Raw genomic sequence first — 14,118 nt, 5'->3', positions numbered from 1 at the left:
CCCCTTTCACGGTGATCGTCGCCACACGCCCCAAAGCCGGCGGTAAAGTGGGCGCCGTGACGTCGCCAACTCCCACTCCATACGAAGACCTCTTGCGGGATGTGCTGCAAAATGGCACCCACAAGGCAGACCGCACCGGGACGGGGACGACGAGCGCTTTCGGTCGCCAGATCCGATTCGATCTCTCGCAGGGCTTTCCGCTGATCACCACCAAGCGGGTGCACTTCAAATCGATCGCCTATGAACTGCTGTGGTTTCTGCGTGGCGAATCCAATGTGCAATGGCTCCAAGAAAACGGTGTCACCATTTGGGACGAATGGGCCGATGAGCGCGGTGAACTCGGCCCTGTTTACGGCGTGCAGTGGCGCTCATGGCCCTCGCCGAACGGTGCGCAGATCGACCAGATCACAGAAGTGATCGAACAGATCCGCGTCAATCCCGACTCGCGACGCCTCATCGTCTCGGCGTGGAATCCTGCAGATATTCCCAACATGGCGCTCGCTCCGTGTCATGCGCTGTTTCAGTTCTACGTAGCAGACGGAAGGCTGTCGTGCCAGCTCTATCAACGCAGCGCAGACCTCTTCTTGGGGGTTCCCTTCAATATCGCCTCCTACGCGCTGCTCACGCTGATGGTCGCGCAGCAGACAGGACTCGAGCCGGGGGATTTCGTCTGGACTGGCGGAGACTGCCACATCTATGACAATCATCGCGAGCAAGTACGCGAGCAGCTGAGCCGAGAGGCCTATCCTTACCCGACGCTTCGATTCGGCCGCCAGCCTGATTCCGTTTTCGACTACGCGTTCGAGGACTTTGTCGTCGAGGATTACCAGCACCATCCCGCGATCCGGGGCGCCGTGGCGGTATGAGCGTTCTCATTGGTCTGGTTTGGGCTGAAGCCGAAGGGGGTGTGATCGGCGCTGATGGCGGAATGCCGTGGCACGTTCCCGAAGATCTCGCGCACTTCAAAGCGGTGACCATCGGCGCCCCGGTGATCATGGGGCGTCGCACGTGGGAATCGCTGCCCGAAAGATTCCGTCCGTTGCGCGACCGCCGCAACATCGTGGTCACTCGAAACGAGAACTGGACAGCCACTGGCGCGGAACGCGTGAGCTCACTCGAGAGCGCGATCGCGCTGGTTGATGACTCGAGCACGGATTGGGCGTGGGTGATTGGCGGCGGAGCGTTGTTTGCCGAGAGCATGCAACACGCGACGAGGCTCGAAGTGACGCAGCTCGATCTCGCCACTGCAGGAGACACCTTCGCCCCGTCGCGGTCGGGATGGCACACGACCGCCGAGGATCCTTCTGCAGGCTGGCATCTATCGTCGAGCGGGATTCGATATCGCTTTGTGACGTGTGAACGCGACGACAGGAAGAACGAATGAGCAAAACCGCATTGATCACCGGCGCCAGCTCCGGACTCGGCGCCGAATTCGCACGCCAACTCGCTCAGCGCGGCGCAAATCTCGTTCTTGTCGCCCGCGACCATCCGGCCCTTGAATCCCTCGCGACGCGACTGCGCTCCGCCCACGGCGTGAACGTGGAGGTCATGGCGATCGACCTTCTGAAGACGCACCAGCGTGAGAAGGTCGAGCGGCGGGTCGCCGACTCAGATCACCCCATCGAGATTCTGATCAACAATGCCGGCTTCGGGTTGCCGCTGGAGTTCGACAAGAACGACATCGAAGACGAGGTACGTCACCTCGACCTGCACGTCGAAGTTCCCATGCGCCTCACCCATGCGGCGCTAGGAGCCATGCTCGAGCGCGGCCACGGCCGCATCGTCAACGTTGCCAGCGTTGCGGCGTACACGCCGCGCTCCACCTACGGCGCGTGCAAGCGCTGGCTCGTGAGCTTCAGCCAGTGGGCCAACGGAGCTTACGCGCGGCGCGGCGTGACAGTCACAGCGGTGTGTCCCGGGTTCACTCACACCAACTTTCACGAACGAATGGGTCTGGCTCCCGGAAACGAGGGGGTCGCTGGGTGGATGTGGCTGGATGCTGATCGAGTCGTCGGTGATGCGCTGCGCGATGTTGCTCGAGGCAAAGCTGTGTCTGTCCCCTCGAAGCGGTACTCGCTGCTTGTCGCTCTGACGCGGTTTGTGCCAGCGGTGTTGGCTGCACGTGTGGGGGAATCGGGCAGATAGCACGCACCCGGTACTGTTGAGGGGTGGCTCATATTGGCAATCCCTTCGGTCAGGTAATGGTCGCGCTCGTCACTCCGATGACGGCGGACGGCGAGGTTGACTGGGCCGGGGTGGAAAAACACGTCGACGACGTGATCACCGCCGGTGCTGACGGCATCGTCGTCACGGGAACGACCGGCGAGACCTCGACGCTTACCGACGCAGAGAAGCTGCGGCTGGTCGAGGTCGGCAAAGATGTTGCGTCTGGGCGCGCGAAGATCATCACGGGCGGCGGTTCGAACGAGACTGCCCACGCGATAGAGCTCTATAAGGCGAGTGAGCGCGCGGGCGCTGACGGCATCATGATCGTCACCCCTTACTACAACAAGCCCACACAGGCGGGCATTCTGACGCACTTCCGGCTGGTGGCCGATGCCACCGATCTGCCCGTGATCCTTTACGACATTCCCGGTCGCACCGGTGTGCCAATCAAATACGAGACGATCCTGCGGCTGGCAAAGCACCCCAATATCGTCGCGGTGAAAGATGCGAAGGGCGACTTCAGCGAGGTGAGCCGCGTGCTCAACCAAACTGACTTGTTGTACTTCTCCGGTGACGACGCCAACGTTCTTCCGCACCTGTCGATCGGTGCGAGCGGCATGATCGGCGTAACCGCCAACATTGCCGCGCAGCCGTACCGCGAGATCGTCGACGCTGTGAACCGCGGCGACCTTGCTGCTGCGACTGCCGCGCACAAGCAGCTGGAACCGCTCGTGCGCGCAGTGATGACGCATGTTCCGGGCACGGTGTCGGCGAAATACATCCTGCACGGGCTCGGTCGAATCGCGAGCCCCCGCGTGCGCCTGCCCCTTGTCGGCCCAGAAGAGTGGGAAGCGGCGGCAATCGAAGACGAGCTTGCCCTCGTGACCAACGTCCCGAGTGTCGATTTCTCGAATTTCCGACCTGACCGCAATGCCGCCGCCGGTGGCGCTTTGCCGAAGGTGTCGGGCACCACGCGATGAAGTACTTCAGTCCGCGACACGCACTTCGCGCGCGGACCCATTGGATATTGGATGCTTCGGCATCCTGAGGAGATGACCATGCCCCGCACCGTCTACGACCCGCCCGCACTCGAGCCCGGAACGCTGCGGGTCACCCCGCTCGGCGGTCTCGGTGAGATCGGTCGCAACATGACCGTATTCGAGTTCGAGGGCAAGCTGCTCATCGTGGACTGCGGGGTGTTGTTCCCCGAAGAGCACCAGCCGGGTGTCGACCTGATCTTGCCCGACTTTGAGCCCATCAAGGGTCGCCTTGACGATATCGTCGCGGTCGTGCTGACGCACGGCCACGAAGACCACATCGGCGCCGTGCCGTACCTGCTGAAGATGAAGAAGGACATCCCACTCATCGGGTCGGGCCTTACTCTTGCCCTCATCGAGGCAAAGCTCAAAGAGCACCGGATCCGTCCCTTCACTTTGACCGTCGCCGAGGGGCAGAGCGAGAAGCTGGGACCCTTCGATCTCGAGTTCATCGCGGTCAACCACTCCATTCCCGATGCGCTCGCTGTCGCAATCCGAACCCCTGCTGGTCTCGTTCTCGCCACCGGCGACTTCAAGATGGACCAACTGCCGCTGGACGGCCGCCTCACCGACCTGCGCGCCTTCTCGCGCCTGGGCGAAGAAGGCGTTGACCTTTTCCTCGTCGACTCGACCAACGCCGACGTTCCCGGATTCACTCCGCTTGAACGCGACATTGGACCCGTCCTGGAGCAGGTCATCTCCAAGGCTCCGCGGCGTGTGGTGATCGCCAGCTTCTCAAGCCACGTTCACCGCGTGCAGCAGGTGCTCGACGCAGCGCATGCCCACGGGCGTCGTGTCGCGCTGCTCGGGCGGAGCATGGTGCGCAACATGACGATCGCTGCTGATCTCGGCTACCTGAAGGTTCCCGAGGGTGTGCTGATCGACTATAAAAAGGCCAAGGACCTTCCCGAAGACAAGATCGTCTACATGTCGACGGGCTCGCAGGGCGAGCCGATGGCGGTGCTCAGCCGCATGGCGAATCTCGATCACGCGATCGAGCCAGGGCCTGGCGACACGGTGATTCTGGCGTCGAGCCTTATTCCGGGCAACGAGAACGCCGTGTATCGGGTGATTGATGGTCTTACCAAGCTCGGTGCCCATGTCGTCCACAAGGGCAACGCGAAGGTTCACGTTTCCGGGCACGCTGCTGCCGGTGAGCTGCTGTACTGCTACAACATCCTCAAGCCCAAGAACGTCTTGCCGATTCACGGCGAATACCGACACCTGATCGCGAACGCCCAACTCGCTCAAGACACCGGCGTTGAATCTGACCGCACGATCATTGGCGAGAACGGCACGGTCATCGACCTCCGTGACGGCGATGCGCAGGTCGTGGGGCAGCTCGACCTCGGTTTCGTGTACGTCGATGGTTCGACCGTAGGAGAGATCACCGACGCGGATCTGAAGGATCGTCGCATCCTGGGCGAAGAAGGCTTCATCTCGGTGATCGTGGTGGTTGACGCCGCAACCGGGCGCATCATCTCGGGTCCCGAGATTCACGCGCGCGGTTTCGCAGAAGACGACAATGTGTTCGAGAGCGTCAAGCCGAAGATCGCTGCGGCGCTTGAAGAAGCCGCACGCTCAGGTGTGCGTGACTCGCACGCGCTGTCGCAGGTTGTTCGTCGCACGATCGGCAGATGGGTGAACCAGGCGCTGCGTCGACGTCCGATGATCGTGCCGCTCGTCATCGAGGCGTAGACCACCTGCTCGGCTGGGCGCGACGCGACACGACGGTGGCGCGCCCCCGCTCAATCTCGCGCCGGTCGCCACCGACGCGTCTCGTCGGGCGCCGCGTCGTTCCGCGGAAATGTCGGTGCCGCGGCGTAGCGTGGAGGAATGGCCAGGACTACAAGCCCGACCACCAAAGGTGGCGCGCCCGCGAAAGCATCGAACTCGCGCGCGGCGAAGCCTGCCCCCGCGCCCAAAAAGTACGTAGGCGAACCCGAGAAGCCCCCCGTCGTGGTGCGCGCTTGGCTTGGGCTCGCTCACGCGACGGGTGGGCTCTTTCGAGCTTTCGGCCCTGAGTCACTGGAGAAAGACCAGCGCCGCGACGGGTTCCCCTTTTTGCTGGTGCTCCTCGCGATCGTCGGAAGCACGGTCGAGTGGTTCTTCATCGGCAATGAGGTCGCGACGACGATCAGCGCCTATACCGTGGGTGGTCTTCTCGGGCGGGAAGCTTTCATCTTGCCGGTGCTGCTCTTGCTCCTTGCCGGGTGGATGTTTCGGCATCCATCGTCGGTGCACGACAACGGTCGGCTCGGGATCGGCTTCGGCCTGCTCATACTCACGATCGCCGGTTTCTGCCACGTTGCAGGTGGTCGCCCCCAGCCGAGCGAAGGGCTTCCCGCGCTCAGCCAAGCCGGCGGATTGTTCGGGTGGATGATCGGCGAGCCGCTCGCCGTGGTGCTCACCGATATCGGCGCGTACATCGTTCTCAGCCTGCTCGCGTTGCTCAGCGTGCTCATCATCACCAAGACCCCGCCGAACCGCATTGGCCGACGACTTGGTGAGCTTTACACCTGGGCATTCGACGCGCAGCCAGATGAGAAGTCCGACATGAGCTCACAGGGCAAAGACGCGGTGCCTTCTGACGAAGACGATTCCGCGGACTCTTCTCTGCCATGGTGGCGCCGCAATCGCACGGGTCGTGAGCAGGACGACGAGAGTGAGCTGGGCTCGCAGGATCTCACCGAACTGCTGTCCGTCGGCACCACTGACGGTGGCTTCGAGCAGGCCATCGAGCCGCCCGTTGCCGCACCGGCGCCGACCGCCGCACCCGATGCGCTCACTGAGGTCTTCGACGCAACGGCGCTCGCTGGCGTGGCCGCGGGCCAGCCGTCGGGAGTGTCGCTTCGCGATGACTACGATCAAGACCCCACCGCAGATGGTGAGCTTCCTGGGGTGGCCGGCATCGGTGCGGATACACCGCGAGAGGCGCCGCCATTGCCCTACCGACTGCCCTCGGTGAACGCGCTGGGCGAGGGAACACCGCCCAAGGCGCGCTCGCAGGCCAACGACGACACCGTGCGGGCCATCACCAGCGTCCTCGAGCAGTTCGGGGTGAACGCGAAGGTCACGGGGTTCTCGCGCGGGCCCACGGTTACGCAGTACGAAATCGAAGTCGGGCACGGCGTCAAAGTCGAGCGAATCACCGCCCTTCAGAACAACTTCGCATACGCGGTCGCGTCCAACGAGGTCAGAATTCTCGCTCCTATTCCGGGCAAGAGCGCCATTGGCGTCGAGATCCCGAACGCTGATCGCGAGATCGTGACGCTCGGCGATGTGCTGCGTTCGCAGAACGCCACGCAGTCGACTCACCCCATGACGATCGGCGTCGGAAAAGATGTCGGTGGCGGGTTCGTGGTGGCGAATCTCGCGAAAATGCCTCACCTCTTGGTGGCTGGCTCCACAGGCTCGGGCAAGTCGAGCTTTGTGAACTCGATGATCACGAGTCTGCTCATGAAGGCCAAGCCGAGCGATGTGCGCATGGTGCTGATCGACCCGAAACGCGTCGAGCTGACCTCGTACGCTGGGGTGCCGCACCTCATCACACCCATCATCACAAACCCCAAGAAGGCCGCCGAAGCGCTGCAGTGGGTCGTGAAAGAGATGGACATGCGCTACGACGACCTCGCGTCGTTCGGCTACCGCCACATCGACGACTTCAACAAAGCTGTGGTCGCTGGCGAGATCAACCTGCCCGAAGGCAGCGAGCGCGTCCTGAAGCCGTACCCCTACCTGCTGGTGGTAGTCGATGAGCTCGCTGACCTCATGATGGTCGCTCCTCGTGACGTGGAAGATTCGATCGTGAGGATCACGCAGCTGGCGCGAGCAAGCGGCATCCACCTGGTGCTCGCGACTCAGCGGCCTTCCGTCGACGTGGTCACCGGTTTGATCAAGGCCAATGTGCCCTCGCGACTCGCCTTCGCTGTCACCAGCGTGACCGACTCTCGCGTCATTCTGGACCAGCCGGGCGCCGACCGCCTGATCGGCCAGGGCGACGGGCTGTTCTTGCCGATGGGTACGTCAAAGGCGATCCGCGTGCAGGGCGCATGGGTGAGCGAAGCGGAGATCGAGCGGGTCGTCAAACACGTCACACAGCAGGCGCGGCCGGAGTATCGGAATGATGTCGATGCGGTCGTGGAGAAGAAGACCATCGACGCAGACATCGGCGATGATCTTGAACTGCTGCTTGCCGCCGCAGAACTGATCGTTTCCACACAGTTCGGATCCACCTCGATGCTGCAACGCAAACTCAGGGTCGGTTTCGCGAAGGCGGGTCGGTTGATGGACCTTCTCGAAGCACGCGAGATCGTGGGACCGTCTGAAGGCTCCAAGGCGCGTGACGTGATGGTCACCGCCGAGCAGCTGCCCGAAGTTCTCGCCCGCCTCCGCGGCGACGACGCGCCCGCTCCGGCGCCCGCCCCGGCTGCCGACGGCTACGGCCCAGATGCCGTTGCTGCCCAGTATGACGGTGTGCCGGTCGTTGAAGTCGCCGACGACTCTGAAGACGCCTGGGGTCTGACGGGCCGCGACTGATCCGACCGATAGGCTCTGCACATGGCTGTTCCTCGTCAACTTCCCAACGCGATCACGATCGCGCGAATTCTCTGCGCACCGGTGTTTCTATGGATGCTGCTGGCAGATGGGGGAGCCGACGGAGCGCTGCGCTGGTGGGCGGCCGTGCTTTTCATCGTTGCTATCGCCACCGATGGCATCGACGGGTACATAGCCCGCAAGTACAACATCGTCACCGACCTCGGCAAACTTCTTGACCCAATCGCCGACAAAGTCCTCACCGGCGTTGCTTTTGTCGGTCTGTCGATTCTGCTCGAGTTGCCGTGGTGGGTGACCGTTGTCGTGCTGATCCGTGAAATCGGCATTACGGTCTATCGCTTCGTGGTCGTCAGCGACCACGTGCTGGCTGCGGCGTGGATGGGCAAGCTCAAGACAGTCGCGCAGGGTGTTGCGCTGTCACTGGCTCTGCTGCCGCTGTGGACCCTCGTGGGCGAGTGGATCTGGTGGGTGAACGGCGTCACCATGGCTATCGCGGTTGCACTGACGATTGCCAGCGGGATCGACTACATCGTGAGCGAAGTCCGCGCTTCTCGAAAGGCGAAGACCAGTTGACCCAAGGTCGGGCCGCTGAGGTGCTCGAAGCGCTCTCGAAGCGCGGATGGTCTATTGCGACTGCGGAATCGCTCACCGGCGGCTTGCTGGCCGCCGAGATCGTGGGCATCTCGGGAGCATCGACGCATATGCGTGGGGGAGTAATCGCCTACGCCACCGACGTCAAAGAAACGGTGCTCGGCGTCGATGCTCACCTCCTGAAGGAGAGCGGGCCGGTGCATCCTGATGTCGCGGAGCAGATGGCCGTGGGCGTGCGGCGTGCGCTTGACTCGGATGTTGGCCTCGCCACCACGGGGGTCGCTGGCCCCCTGGAGCAAGACGGTCACCCGGTGGGCACCGTTTACGTCGCGGTGTCGACTCCCGACGGCTGTTCCGTGGCCGCGCTCGATTTGGATGGTGACCGCGCCGAAATTCGCGCCCAGAGCGTTGATCATGCGCTTGCACTGTGTCTTTCGGCGTTGCAGGCGCCCTGAGCCTGCGCAGCTTGCGAGAATTCTGGTGCGAGACGGGAACAATTTATGTTTCGTGTCGGTTACTTTCTTCGATTCCCGCCATATGCCCAGCTCACGGGTTTAGATTGTCACCAAGAACGGTGATGTAAAGTTATCCATCCGGATGGCTCTCAGAGCCCGGGAATCAGAAGTGAGGAGGGGGCCCATGATCCTGGTTCGTCAAGAGATCGGCGAAGTCCTTCGTGACTTTCGCCAACAGAAGGGACGCACCCTCCGCCAGGTTGCGAGCCGCGCAAGCGTCGCGCTCGGTTACCTGAGTGAAGTGGAGCGTGGCCAGAAAGAAGCATCGAGCGAGATTCTCGCGTCTGTCGCAGAAGCGCTTGATGTACCCATATCCACCATCATGCGTGAGGTCGGAGATCGGCTTTCGGTGATGGAGGGTCTACAGACATTCCCTGACGTCGTACCCGATGATCTGCTCGCCGAGGTCGACGCTGAGCTCTCGCTTCGCTGAACCAAACGGCTGATGCGTCGCAGTGAATTTGAGCGCGCAGTCTCAGACGAGTTCGGCGCGCGCGGTGGGCCGGTGCTCAACGACCTCGTGTTGACGTCTCTCGGCGATCGGACCGCATCTGAAGCGATGGAAGCTGGCCTGCCCCCGAAAGACATCTGGCTGGCGCTGTGCGTCGAGATGGATGTCGCGCCTGAGCGCCGTTATGGCGCGGGGCGACTTGAGCCCAAAGGGCGCTAAGAGATCCGAATGCAGTGGATGCTGCGAGCGGCGTGTCGTCGAATATCTGTTCGATACCGGCGTAGGCTCCTCCACAGAAGGTGACGGTGCAACGTCATCCACCGCGAGGGGCGTGCCGACGATCGATGTCGGAGGCCACCCGTAGCGTGAATGACGTCACATCGACACCTCATGCCTTGCCGTAGCACCCGTCTTGTGAAGGCGGATCGCGGCAGCCTACAGGCGACGGATCTCATATCTAAGGAGCACGCTATGCCCTCACCCGCTGACCGCGAGAAGGCCCTCGATTCGGCCCTCGCACAAATCGACCGGCAGTTCGGAAAGGGCTCGGTGATGCGTCTTGGCAGCGACGAGCGTGCTCCCGTCGAAGTCATTCCCACCGGCTCCGTCGCGCTGGACGTCGCTCTCGGCGTCGGCGGCCTGCCCCGCGGTCGCATCATCGAGATCTATGGTCCCGAGTCCTCCGGTAAGACGACGCTGACGCTCCACGCCATCGCCAATGCCCAGAAGGCCGGCGGTATTGCTGCATTCATCGATGCCGAGCACGCTCTCGATCCTGACTATGCGCAGAAGCTTGGCGTTGACATTGACGCCTTGCTGGTCTCGCAACCCGATACCGGAGAGCAGGCGCTTGAGATTGCCGACATGCTCGTGCGTTCCGGAGCCATTGACCTCATCGTGATCGACTCCGTGGCCGCGCTGGTGCCCAAGGCCGAGATCGAGGGTGAGATGGGTGACACTCACGTCGGACTTCAGGCTCGACTGATGTCGCAGGCCTTGCGCAAGCTCACCGGTGGCCTCAGCCAGACGAACACCACGATGATCTTCATCAACCAGCTGCGCGAGAAGATCGGTGTGTTCTTCGGGTCCCCTGAAACGACCGCTGGCGGTAAGGCCCTCAAGTTCTATGCCTCGGTGCGTCTGGACATTCGCCGAATCGAAACGTTGAAAGACGGCACCGACGCGGTCGGAAACCGCACTCGCGTCAAGATCGTCAAGAACAAGATGGCTCCGCCCTTCAAGCAGGCCGAGTTCGACATTCTCTACGGCGTCGGTATCTCGCGCGAGGGAAGTCTTATCGACTTCGGCGTTGAGCACGGCCTCGTGAAGAAATCGGGCGCGTGGTACACGTACGACGGTGAACAGCTCGGCCAGGGCAAAGAGAACGCGCGAAACTTCCTCCTCAAAAACCCCGATATTGCCGCTGACATCGAAGGCAAGATCAAGGTGAAGATGGGAATCGGCCAGCCGAAAGAGACGGAAGCCTCAAAGGCTGACGAGCTGGCGGCACGCCGCCCGGCCTGATCATGGTTCGTTTTACAGACGGCGGGGGCGACGATACAGCTGCCGCGGCTTCGGATCTCGCCCCCGTCATCGATCTCTTCCCCGCTTCGTCGGCTTCGTCGGCTTCGTCGGCTTCGCCGTCTTCGCTGGTCGACACTCGCAGCGAAGACGAGGCGTGCGAAGCAGCGGAGAACCAGCTTCTGCGAAAGTTGCGTTCACGATCTCTCTCCGTGGCTGAAGCGCGGGCCGTCCTTCGCGATCACGAGATCAGCGAACACCACGTCGAAGAGCTGATCGAGAAGTTCGAGAGGCTGAGTTACCTCGACGACACCGTCCTTGCCGAACACCTCGTGTACATGGGCGCGGAGCGCAAAGGCCAAGGTCGTGGCGCTATTGCGCAGACCCTCAGCAAGCGAGGCATCGCCCGCGACCTCGCAGAAGAGGTGCTGAGCACACTCGGCGATGACGAGGCCGAGCGCGCGTTGGAGTTCGCTCGAAGTCGCGCGTCGCGAATGTCATCGCTTGAGAACGATGTTGCCCTGCGACGACTACACGGCCAGCTGGCCAGGCGAGGATTCGGCGGCCACGTTGCGATGACCGCCGCTCGCACCGCGCTAGACGAGTTGCGACGCGCTTCCTCGGGCGTTCGATTCAGCTAGCTTCGTCGCGTCCTTTGCCTACGTTCTAGGGCAGATAGTCGCCACCGGGTGCGGGCCTCAGCCGGTACACACTCTCGGCTCGTAGAATGGCATACATCATGTCGACCCCATCAAGTTCCCCGACGTTGATCGCGCCTTCCGAGGCAGCTGTCGGCGTCGATGGCCGAACCCGCACCTATGAAGTGCGCACCTTCGGTTGCCAGATGAATGTTCACGACTCCGAGCGGCTTTCCGGCTCGCTCGACAGCGCTGGTTACGTGCGAGCGGATCCAGGCGTCGAGGCAGACGTCATCGTCATCAATACCTGCGCAGTGCGCGACAACGCGGCGGGCAAGCTCTATGGAACGCTCGGCCATTTGAAGTCCCGCAAAGACAAGCACGAGGGCATGCAGATCGCCGTTGGCGGCTGCATGGCCCAGATGGACAAAGATGCCGTGCAGACGAAAGCACCCTGGGTTGATGTGGTCTTCGGAACACACAACATGGGTTCGCTGCCGAGTCTGCTCGAACGCGCCCGCCACAACGGAGAAGCCGAATTCGAGATTCTCGAGTCGCTCGAGGTGTTCCCCTCGACTCTCCCCACCAAGCGTGAGAGCGTCTACAGCGGCTGGGTATCTATTTCCGTCGGATGCAACAACACCTGCACGTTCTGCATCGTGCCCAGCTTGCGCGGAAAAGAGAAGGATCGCCGCCCCGGCGACATTCTCAACGAGATCCGCCTGCTTGTCGAAGACGGTGCCACCGAAGTGACCCTCCTGGGGCAGAACGTCAACTCCTACGGAGTCGAGTTCGGTGATCGCCTGGCATTCGGCAAGCTGCTCCGCGCGGCAGGCGCAATTGAGGGGCTCGAGCGTATTCGTTTCACCAGCCCGCATCCTGCGGCCTTCACAGACGACGTGATCGATGCGATGGCCGAAACGCCGGCCGTGATGCCCCAGTTGCATATGCCGCTGCAGTCTGGCAGCGATCGGATTCTCAAAGCGATGCGCCGCTCCTACCGCAGCGACAAATTCCTCGGGATCCTTGATCGGGTGCGAGCCCAGATGCCTGACGCTGCCATCACCACCGACATTATCGTCGGGTTCCCCGGCGAGACCGAAGAAGACTTCAACGAGACGATGCGGGTTGTCGAAGCCTCACGCTTCACGAGCGCCTTCACCTTCCAGTACTCGATTCGTGAAGGTACTCCGGCAGCGACAATGCCCGATCAGGTTCCCAAGGAGGTCGTTCAGGAGCGCTACGAGCGTCTGCTGGCCCTGCAGGACCGCATCTCAACCGAAGAGAACCAGAAGCAGGTCGGCCGCGAGGTGCGCGTGCTGGTCTCCACATCAGATGGCAAGAAGGATGCGGCGACGCACCGTCTCACCGGTCGTGCCGAAGACAACAGGCTCGTGCACTTCGAGCTGCCAGAGGGATCGGAGCGCCCGCGGCCGGGCGACGTTGTCACCGTCGTCGTGACCCACGCGGCTCCGTACCACCTGCTGGCAGATTCACCCGATGGTGCCCCCCTGCGCATCCGCCGCACACGATCCGGCGACGCGTGGGATCGCACCCAAGCAGAGTCCTGCGGCGTGCCGTCTTCTGCATCCGCTGACGCGGCGCCCCGCGCGGTGTCGCTCGGTCTTCCCTCGCTGCGCGTGGGGGAGTGAGCGGCCTGCCGTCCGCGCCCAACGCGCTCCAGACCACCTCGGTTGCAGTGTGGGGTGTTGTCGGTGCAACAGGCACAGGCAAGACTGCGCTATCGCTGAACCTGGCTGAAGCCCTCGCGCGGGCCGGAAGGCCGGCCGAGATTGTGAACGCCGATGCGATGCAGCTGTACCGCGGAATGAATATCGGTACGGCAAAGCTCCCGCCTCACGAGCGCCGCGGAATCGCCCATCACCTCTTCGACTCGCTCGCTGTCACCGAAGAGGCTGCCGTGGCCTGGTACCAGCCGACAGCACGCGAAGCAATCACTGACATCCACGCGCGAGGTGCGGATGCGATCTTGGTTGGCGGCTCGGGGCTCTACGTTTCGAGCGTCATCTTCGATTTCCAGTTTCCCCCGCACGACGAAGCGTTACGCGCCGAACTTGAAGCCGAGTTGACGACGCACGGCCCTGGGGTGCTTTTTGCGAGACTCCGCGCGGCCGATCCCGTGACCGCCGCACGAATAGATCCCAAGAACGGCCGCCGCGTCGTGCGCGCACTCGAAGTGCTCGCTCAAGGCTCCACAACTCACGGAGCAGCCCTTCCCGAGGCTCCGGCGCTCTGGCATGAACACACGCGCCTTATCGGCGTAGCGGTGCCACGCGAAGAGCTGGTACCGCGTCTCGATGCGCGGGTCGAGGCGATGTGGCAGCACGGGATTCTCGACGAGGTGACGAAGCTTCGTGAGCAAGGGCTTGAACAGGGGGTGACCGCGCGGCGCGCGATCGGCTACGCGCAGGCTCTTGCACAGTTGCAGGGCGAACTCACCCCGGCCGAGGCGATTGCGCAGACGCAGGCGCTCACGCGGCGCTATGCCCGCCGCCAGGTGTCATGGTTCAAACGGTACTCACAGCTCCAGTGGGTACAGCCCGAGCACCCGGTGCAACAGCTGCTTGACGACGTCTCATAGCGAAGCCCCGCCAGATAGCGAGCGGGCGGGCGAGCGGTAC

The 14,118-nt window shown here is 62.8% G+C and carries 14 protein-coding genes; all 14 read left to right on the top strand.

Translation table 11 applies throughout. The features are described from left to right. Positions 1-56 precede the first annotated feature (56 nt). Complete coding sequence (locus tag WDU96_RS11875; RefSeq protein ID WP_337338736.1) at positions 57-866, top strand: thymidylate synthase; 810 nt, start codon at positions 57-59, stop codon at positions 864-866. Next, positions 863-1,384 carry a dihydrofolate reductase gene (locus tag WDU96_RS11870; RefSeq protein WP_337338735.1) on the top strand — a complete coding sequence of 174 codons (522 nt, stop codon included), beginning with the start codon at positions 863-865 and terminating at the stop codon, positions 1,382-1,384. Before WDU96_RS11875 ends, WDU96_RS11870 begins: the two co-directional genes overlap by 4 nt. Then, complete coding sequence (locus tag WDU96_RS11865; protein ID WP_337338734.1) at positions 1,381-2,145, top strand: SDR family NAD(P)-dependent oxidoreductase; 765 nt, start codon at positions 1,381-1,383, stop codon at positions 2,143-2,145. Before WDU96_RS11870 ends, WDU96_RS11865 begins: the two co-directional genes overlap by 4 nt. Positions 2,146-2,168: 23 nt before the next feature. Further along, positions 2,169-3,146, top strand: a complete 978-nt coding sequence (gene dapA / locus WDU96_RS11860; RefSeq protein WP_337338733.1) for a 4-hydroxy-tetrahydrodipicolinate synthase — start codon at positions 2,169-2,171, stop codon at positions 3,144-3,146. 78 nt (positions 3,147-3,224) lie between these two features. Next, complete coding sequence (locus WDU96_RS11855; RefSeq protein ID WP_337338732.1) at positions 3,225-4,901, top strand: ribonuclease J; 1,677 nt, start codon at positions 3,225-3,227, stop codon at positions 4,899-4,901. Between the two features lie 138 nt (positions 4,902-5,039). Next, positions 5,040-7,742, top strand: coding sequence for a DNA translocase FtsK (locus WDU96_RS11850; protein WP_337338731.1), 2,703 nt, complete (start codon positions 5,040-5,042; stop codon positions 7,740-7,742). Positions 7,743-7,763: 21 nt separating this feature from the next. Beyond that, complete coding sequence (gene pgsA / locus WDU96_RS11845; RefSeq protein WP_337338730.1) at positions 7,764-8,333, top strand: CDP-diacylglycerol--glycerol-3-phosphate 3-phosphatidyltransferase; 570 nt, start codon at positions 7,764-7,766, stop codon at positions 8,331-8,333. Next, positions 8,330-8,806 carry a CinA family protein gene (locus WDU96_RS11840; RefSeq protein WP_337338729.1) on the top strand — a complete coding sequence of 159 codons (477 nt, stop codon included), beginning with the start codon at positions 8,330-8,332 and terminating at the stop codon, positions 8,804-8,806. Before pgsA ends, WDU96_RS11840 begins: the two co-directional genes overlap by 4 nt. A gap of 184 nt (positions 8,807-8,990) precedes the next feature. Further along, on the top strand, positions 8,991-9,299 hold the full coding sequence (locus WDU96_RS11835) for a helix-turn-helix domain-containing protein (RefSeq protein ID WP_337338728.1): 309 nt from the start codon (positions 8,991-8,993) through the stop codon (positions 9,297-9,299). 12 nt (positions 9,300-9,311) lie between these two features. Further along, positions 9,312-9,536 (top strand): DUF3046 domain-containing protein, encoded by a 225-nt coding sequence (locus WDU96_RS11830; RefSeq protein ID WP_337338727.1) that lies wholly within the window; start codon positions 9,312-9,314, stop codon positions 9,534-9,536. Between the two features lie 252 nt (positions 9,537-9,788). Next, the gene (gene recA, locus WDU96_RS11825) at positions 9,789-10,841 is read left to right on the top strand and encodes a recombinase RecA (protein WP_337338726.1); all 1,053 of its coding nucleotides are present in this window, start codon (positions 9,789-9,791) and stop codon (positions 10,839-10,841) included. Positions 10,842-10,843: 2 nt separating this feature from the next. Beyond that, positions 10,844-11,479, top strand: coding sequence for a regulatory protein RecX (locus tag WDU96_RS11820; RefSeq protein ID WP_337338725.1), 636 nt, complete (start codon positions 10,844-10,846; stop codon positions 11,477-11,479). Between the two features lie 98 nt (positions 11,480-11,577). Then, positions 11,578-13,128 (top strand): tRNA (N6-isopentenyl adenosine(37)-C2)-methylthiotransferase MiaB, encoded by a 1,551-nt coding sequence (gene miaB / locus WDU96_RS11815; RefSeq protein ID WP_337338920.1) that lies wholly within the window; start codon positions 11,578-11,580, stop codon positions 13,126-13,128. Between the two features lie 5 nt (positions 13,129-13,133). After that, entirely contained in the window at positions 13,134-14,078 is a 945-nt protein-coding gene (gene miaA / locus WDU96_RS11810) for a tRNA (adenosine(37)-N6)-dimethylallyltransferase MiaA (RefSeq protein WP_420063961.1), read from the top strand. Positions 14,079-14,118 lie beyond the last annotated feature (40 nt).

Source organism: Microbacterium marmarense (assembly GCF_037204165.1).
Lineage (GTDB): Bacteria > Actinomycetota > Actinomycetes > Actinomycetales > Microbacteriaceae > Microbacterium > Microbacterium marmarense.
The sequence above is the reverse complement of the archived record's forward strand: the minus strand, read 5'-3'. Positions and strand labels throughout refer to the sequence as shown.

Bases quoted from the DNA above. Each gene is read 5' to 3' on its own strand.
- WDU96_RS11850 (WP_337338731.1), top strand. From the start codon at position 5,040: ATGGCCAGGACTACAAGCCCGACCACCAAAGGTGGCGCGCCCGCGAAA.
- WDU96_RS11865 (WP_337338734.1), top strand. From the start codon at position 1,381: ATGAGCAAAACCGCATTGATCACCGGCGCCAGCTCCGGACTCGGCGCC.
- WDU96_RS11830 (WP_337338727.1), top strand. From the start codon at position 9,312: ATGCGTCGCAGTGAATTTGAGCGCGCAGTCTCAGACGAGTTCGGCGCG.
- pgsA (WP_337338730.1), top strand. From the start codon at position 7,764: ATGGCTGTTCCTCGTCAACTTCCCAACGCGATCACGATCGCGCGAATT.
- recA (WP_337338726.1), top strand. From the start codon at position 9,789: ATGCCCTCACCCGCTGACCGCGAGAAGGCCCTCGATTCGGCCCTCGCA.
- miaB (WP_337338920.1), top strand. From the start codon at position 11,578: ATGTCGACCCCATCAAGTTCCCCGACGTTGATCGCGCCTTCCGAGGCA.
- WDU96_RS11835 (WP_337338728.1), top strand. From the start codon at position 8,991: ATGATCCTGGTTCGTCAAGAGATCGGCGAAGTCCTTCGTGACTTTCGC.
- WDU96_RS11870 (WP_337338735.1), top strand. From the start codon at position 863: ATGAGCGTTCTCATTGGTCTGGTTTGGGCTGAAGCCGAAGGGGGTGTG.
- WDU96_RS11820 (WP_337338725.1), top strand. From the start codon at position 10,844: ATGGTTCGTTTTACAGACGGCGGGGGCGACGATACAGCTGCCGCGGCT.
- WDU96_RS11855 (WP_337338732.1), top strand. From the start codon at position 3,225: ATGCCCCGCACCGTCTACGACCCGCCCGCACTCGAGCCCGGAACGCTG.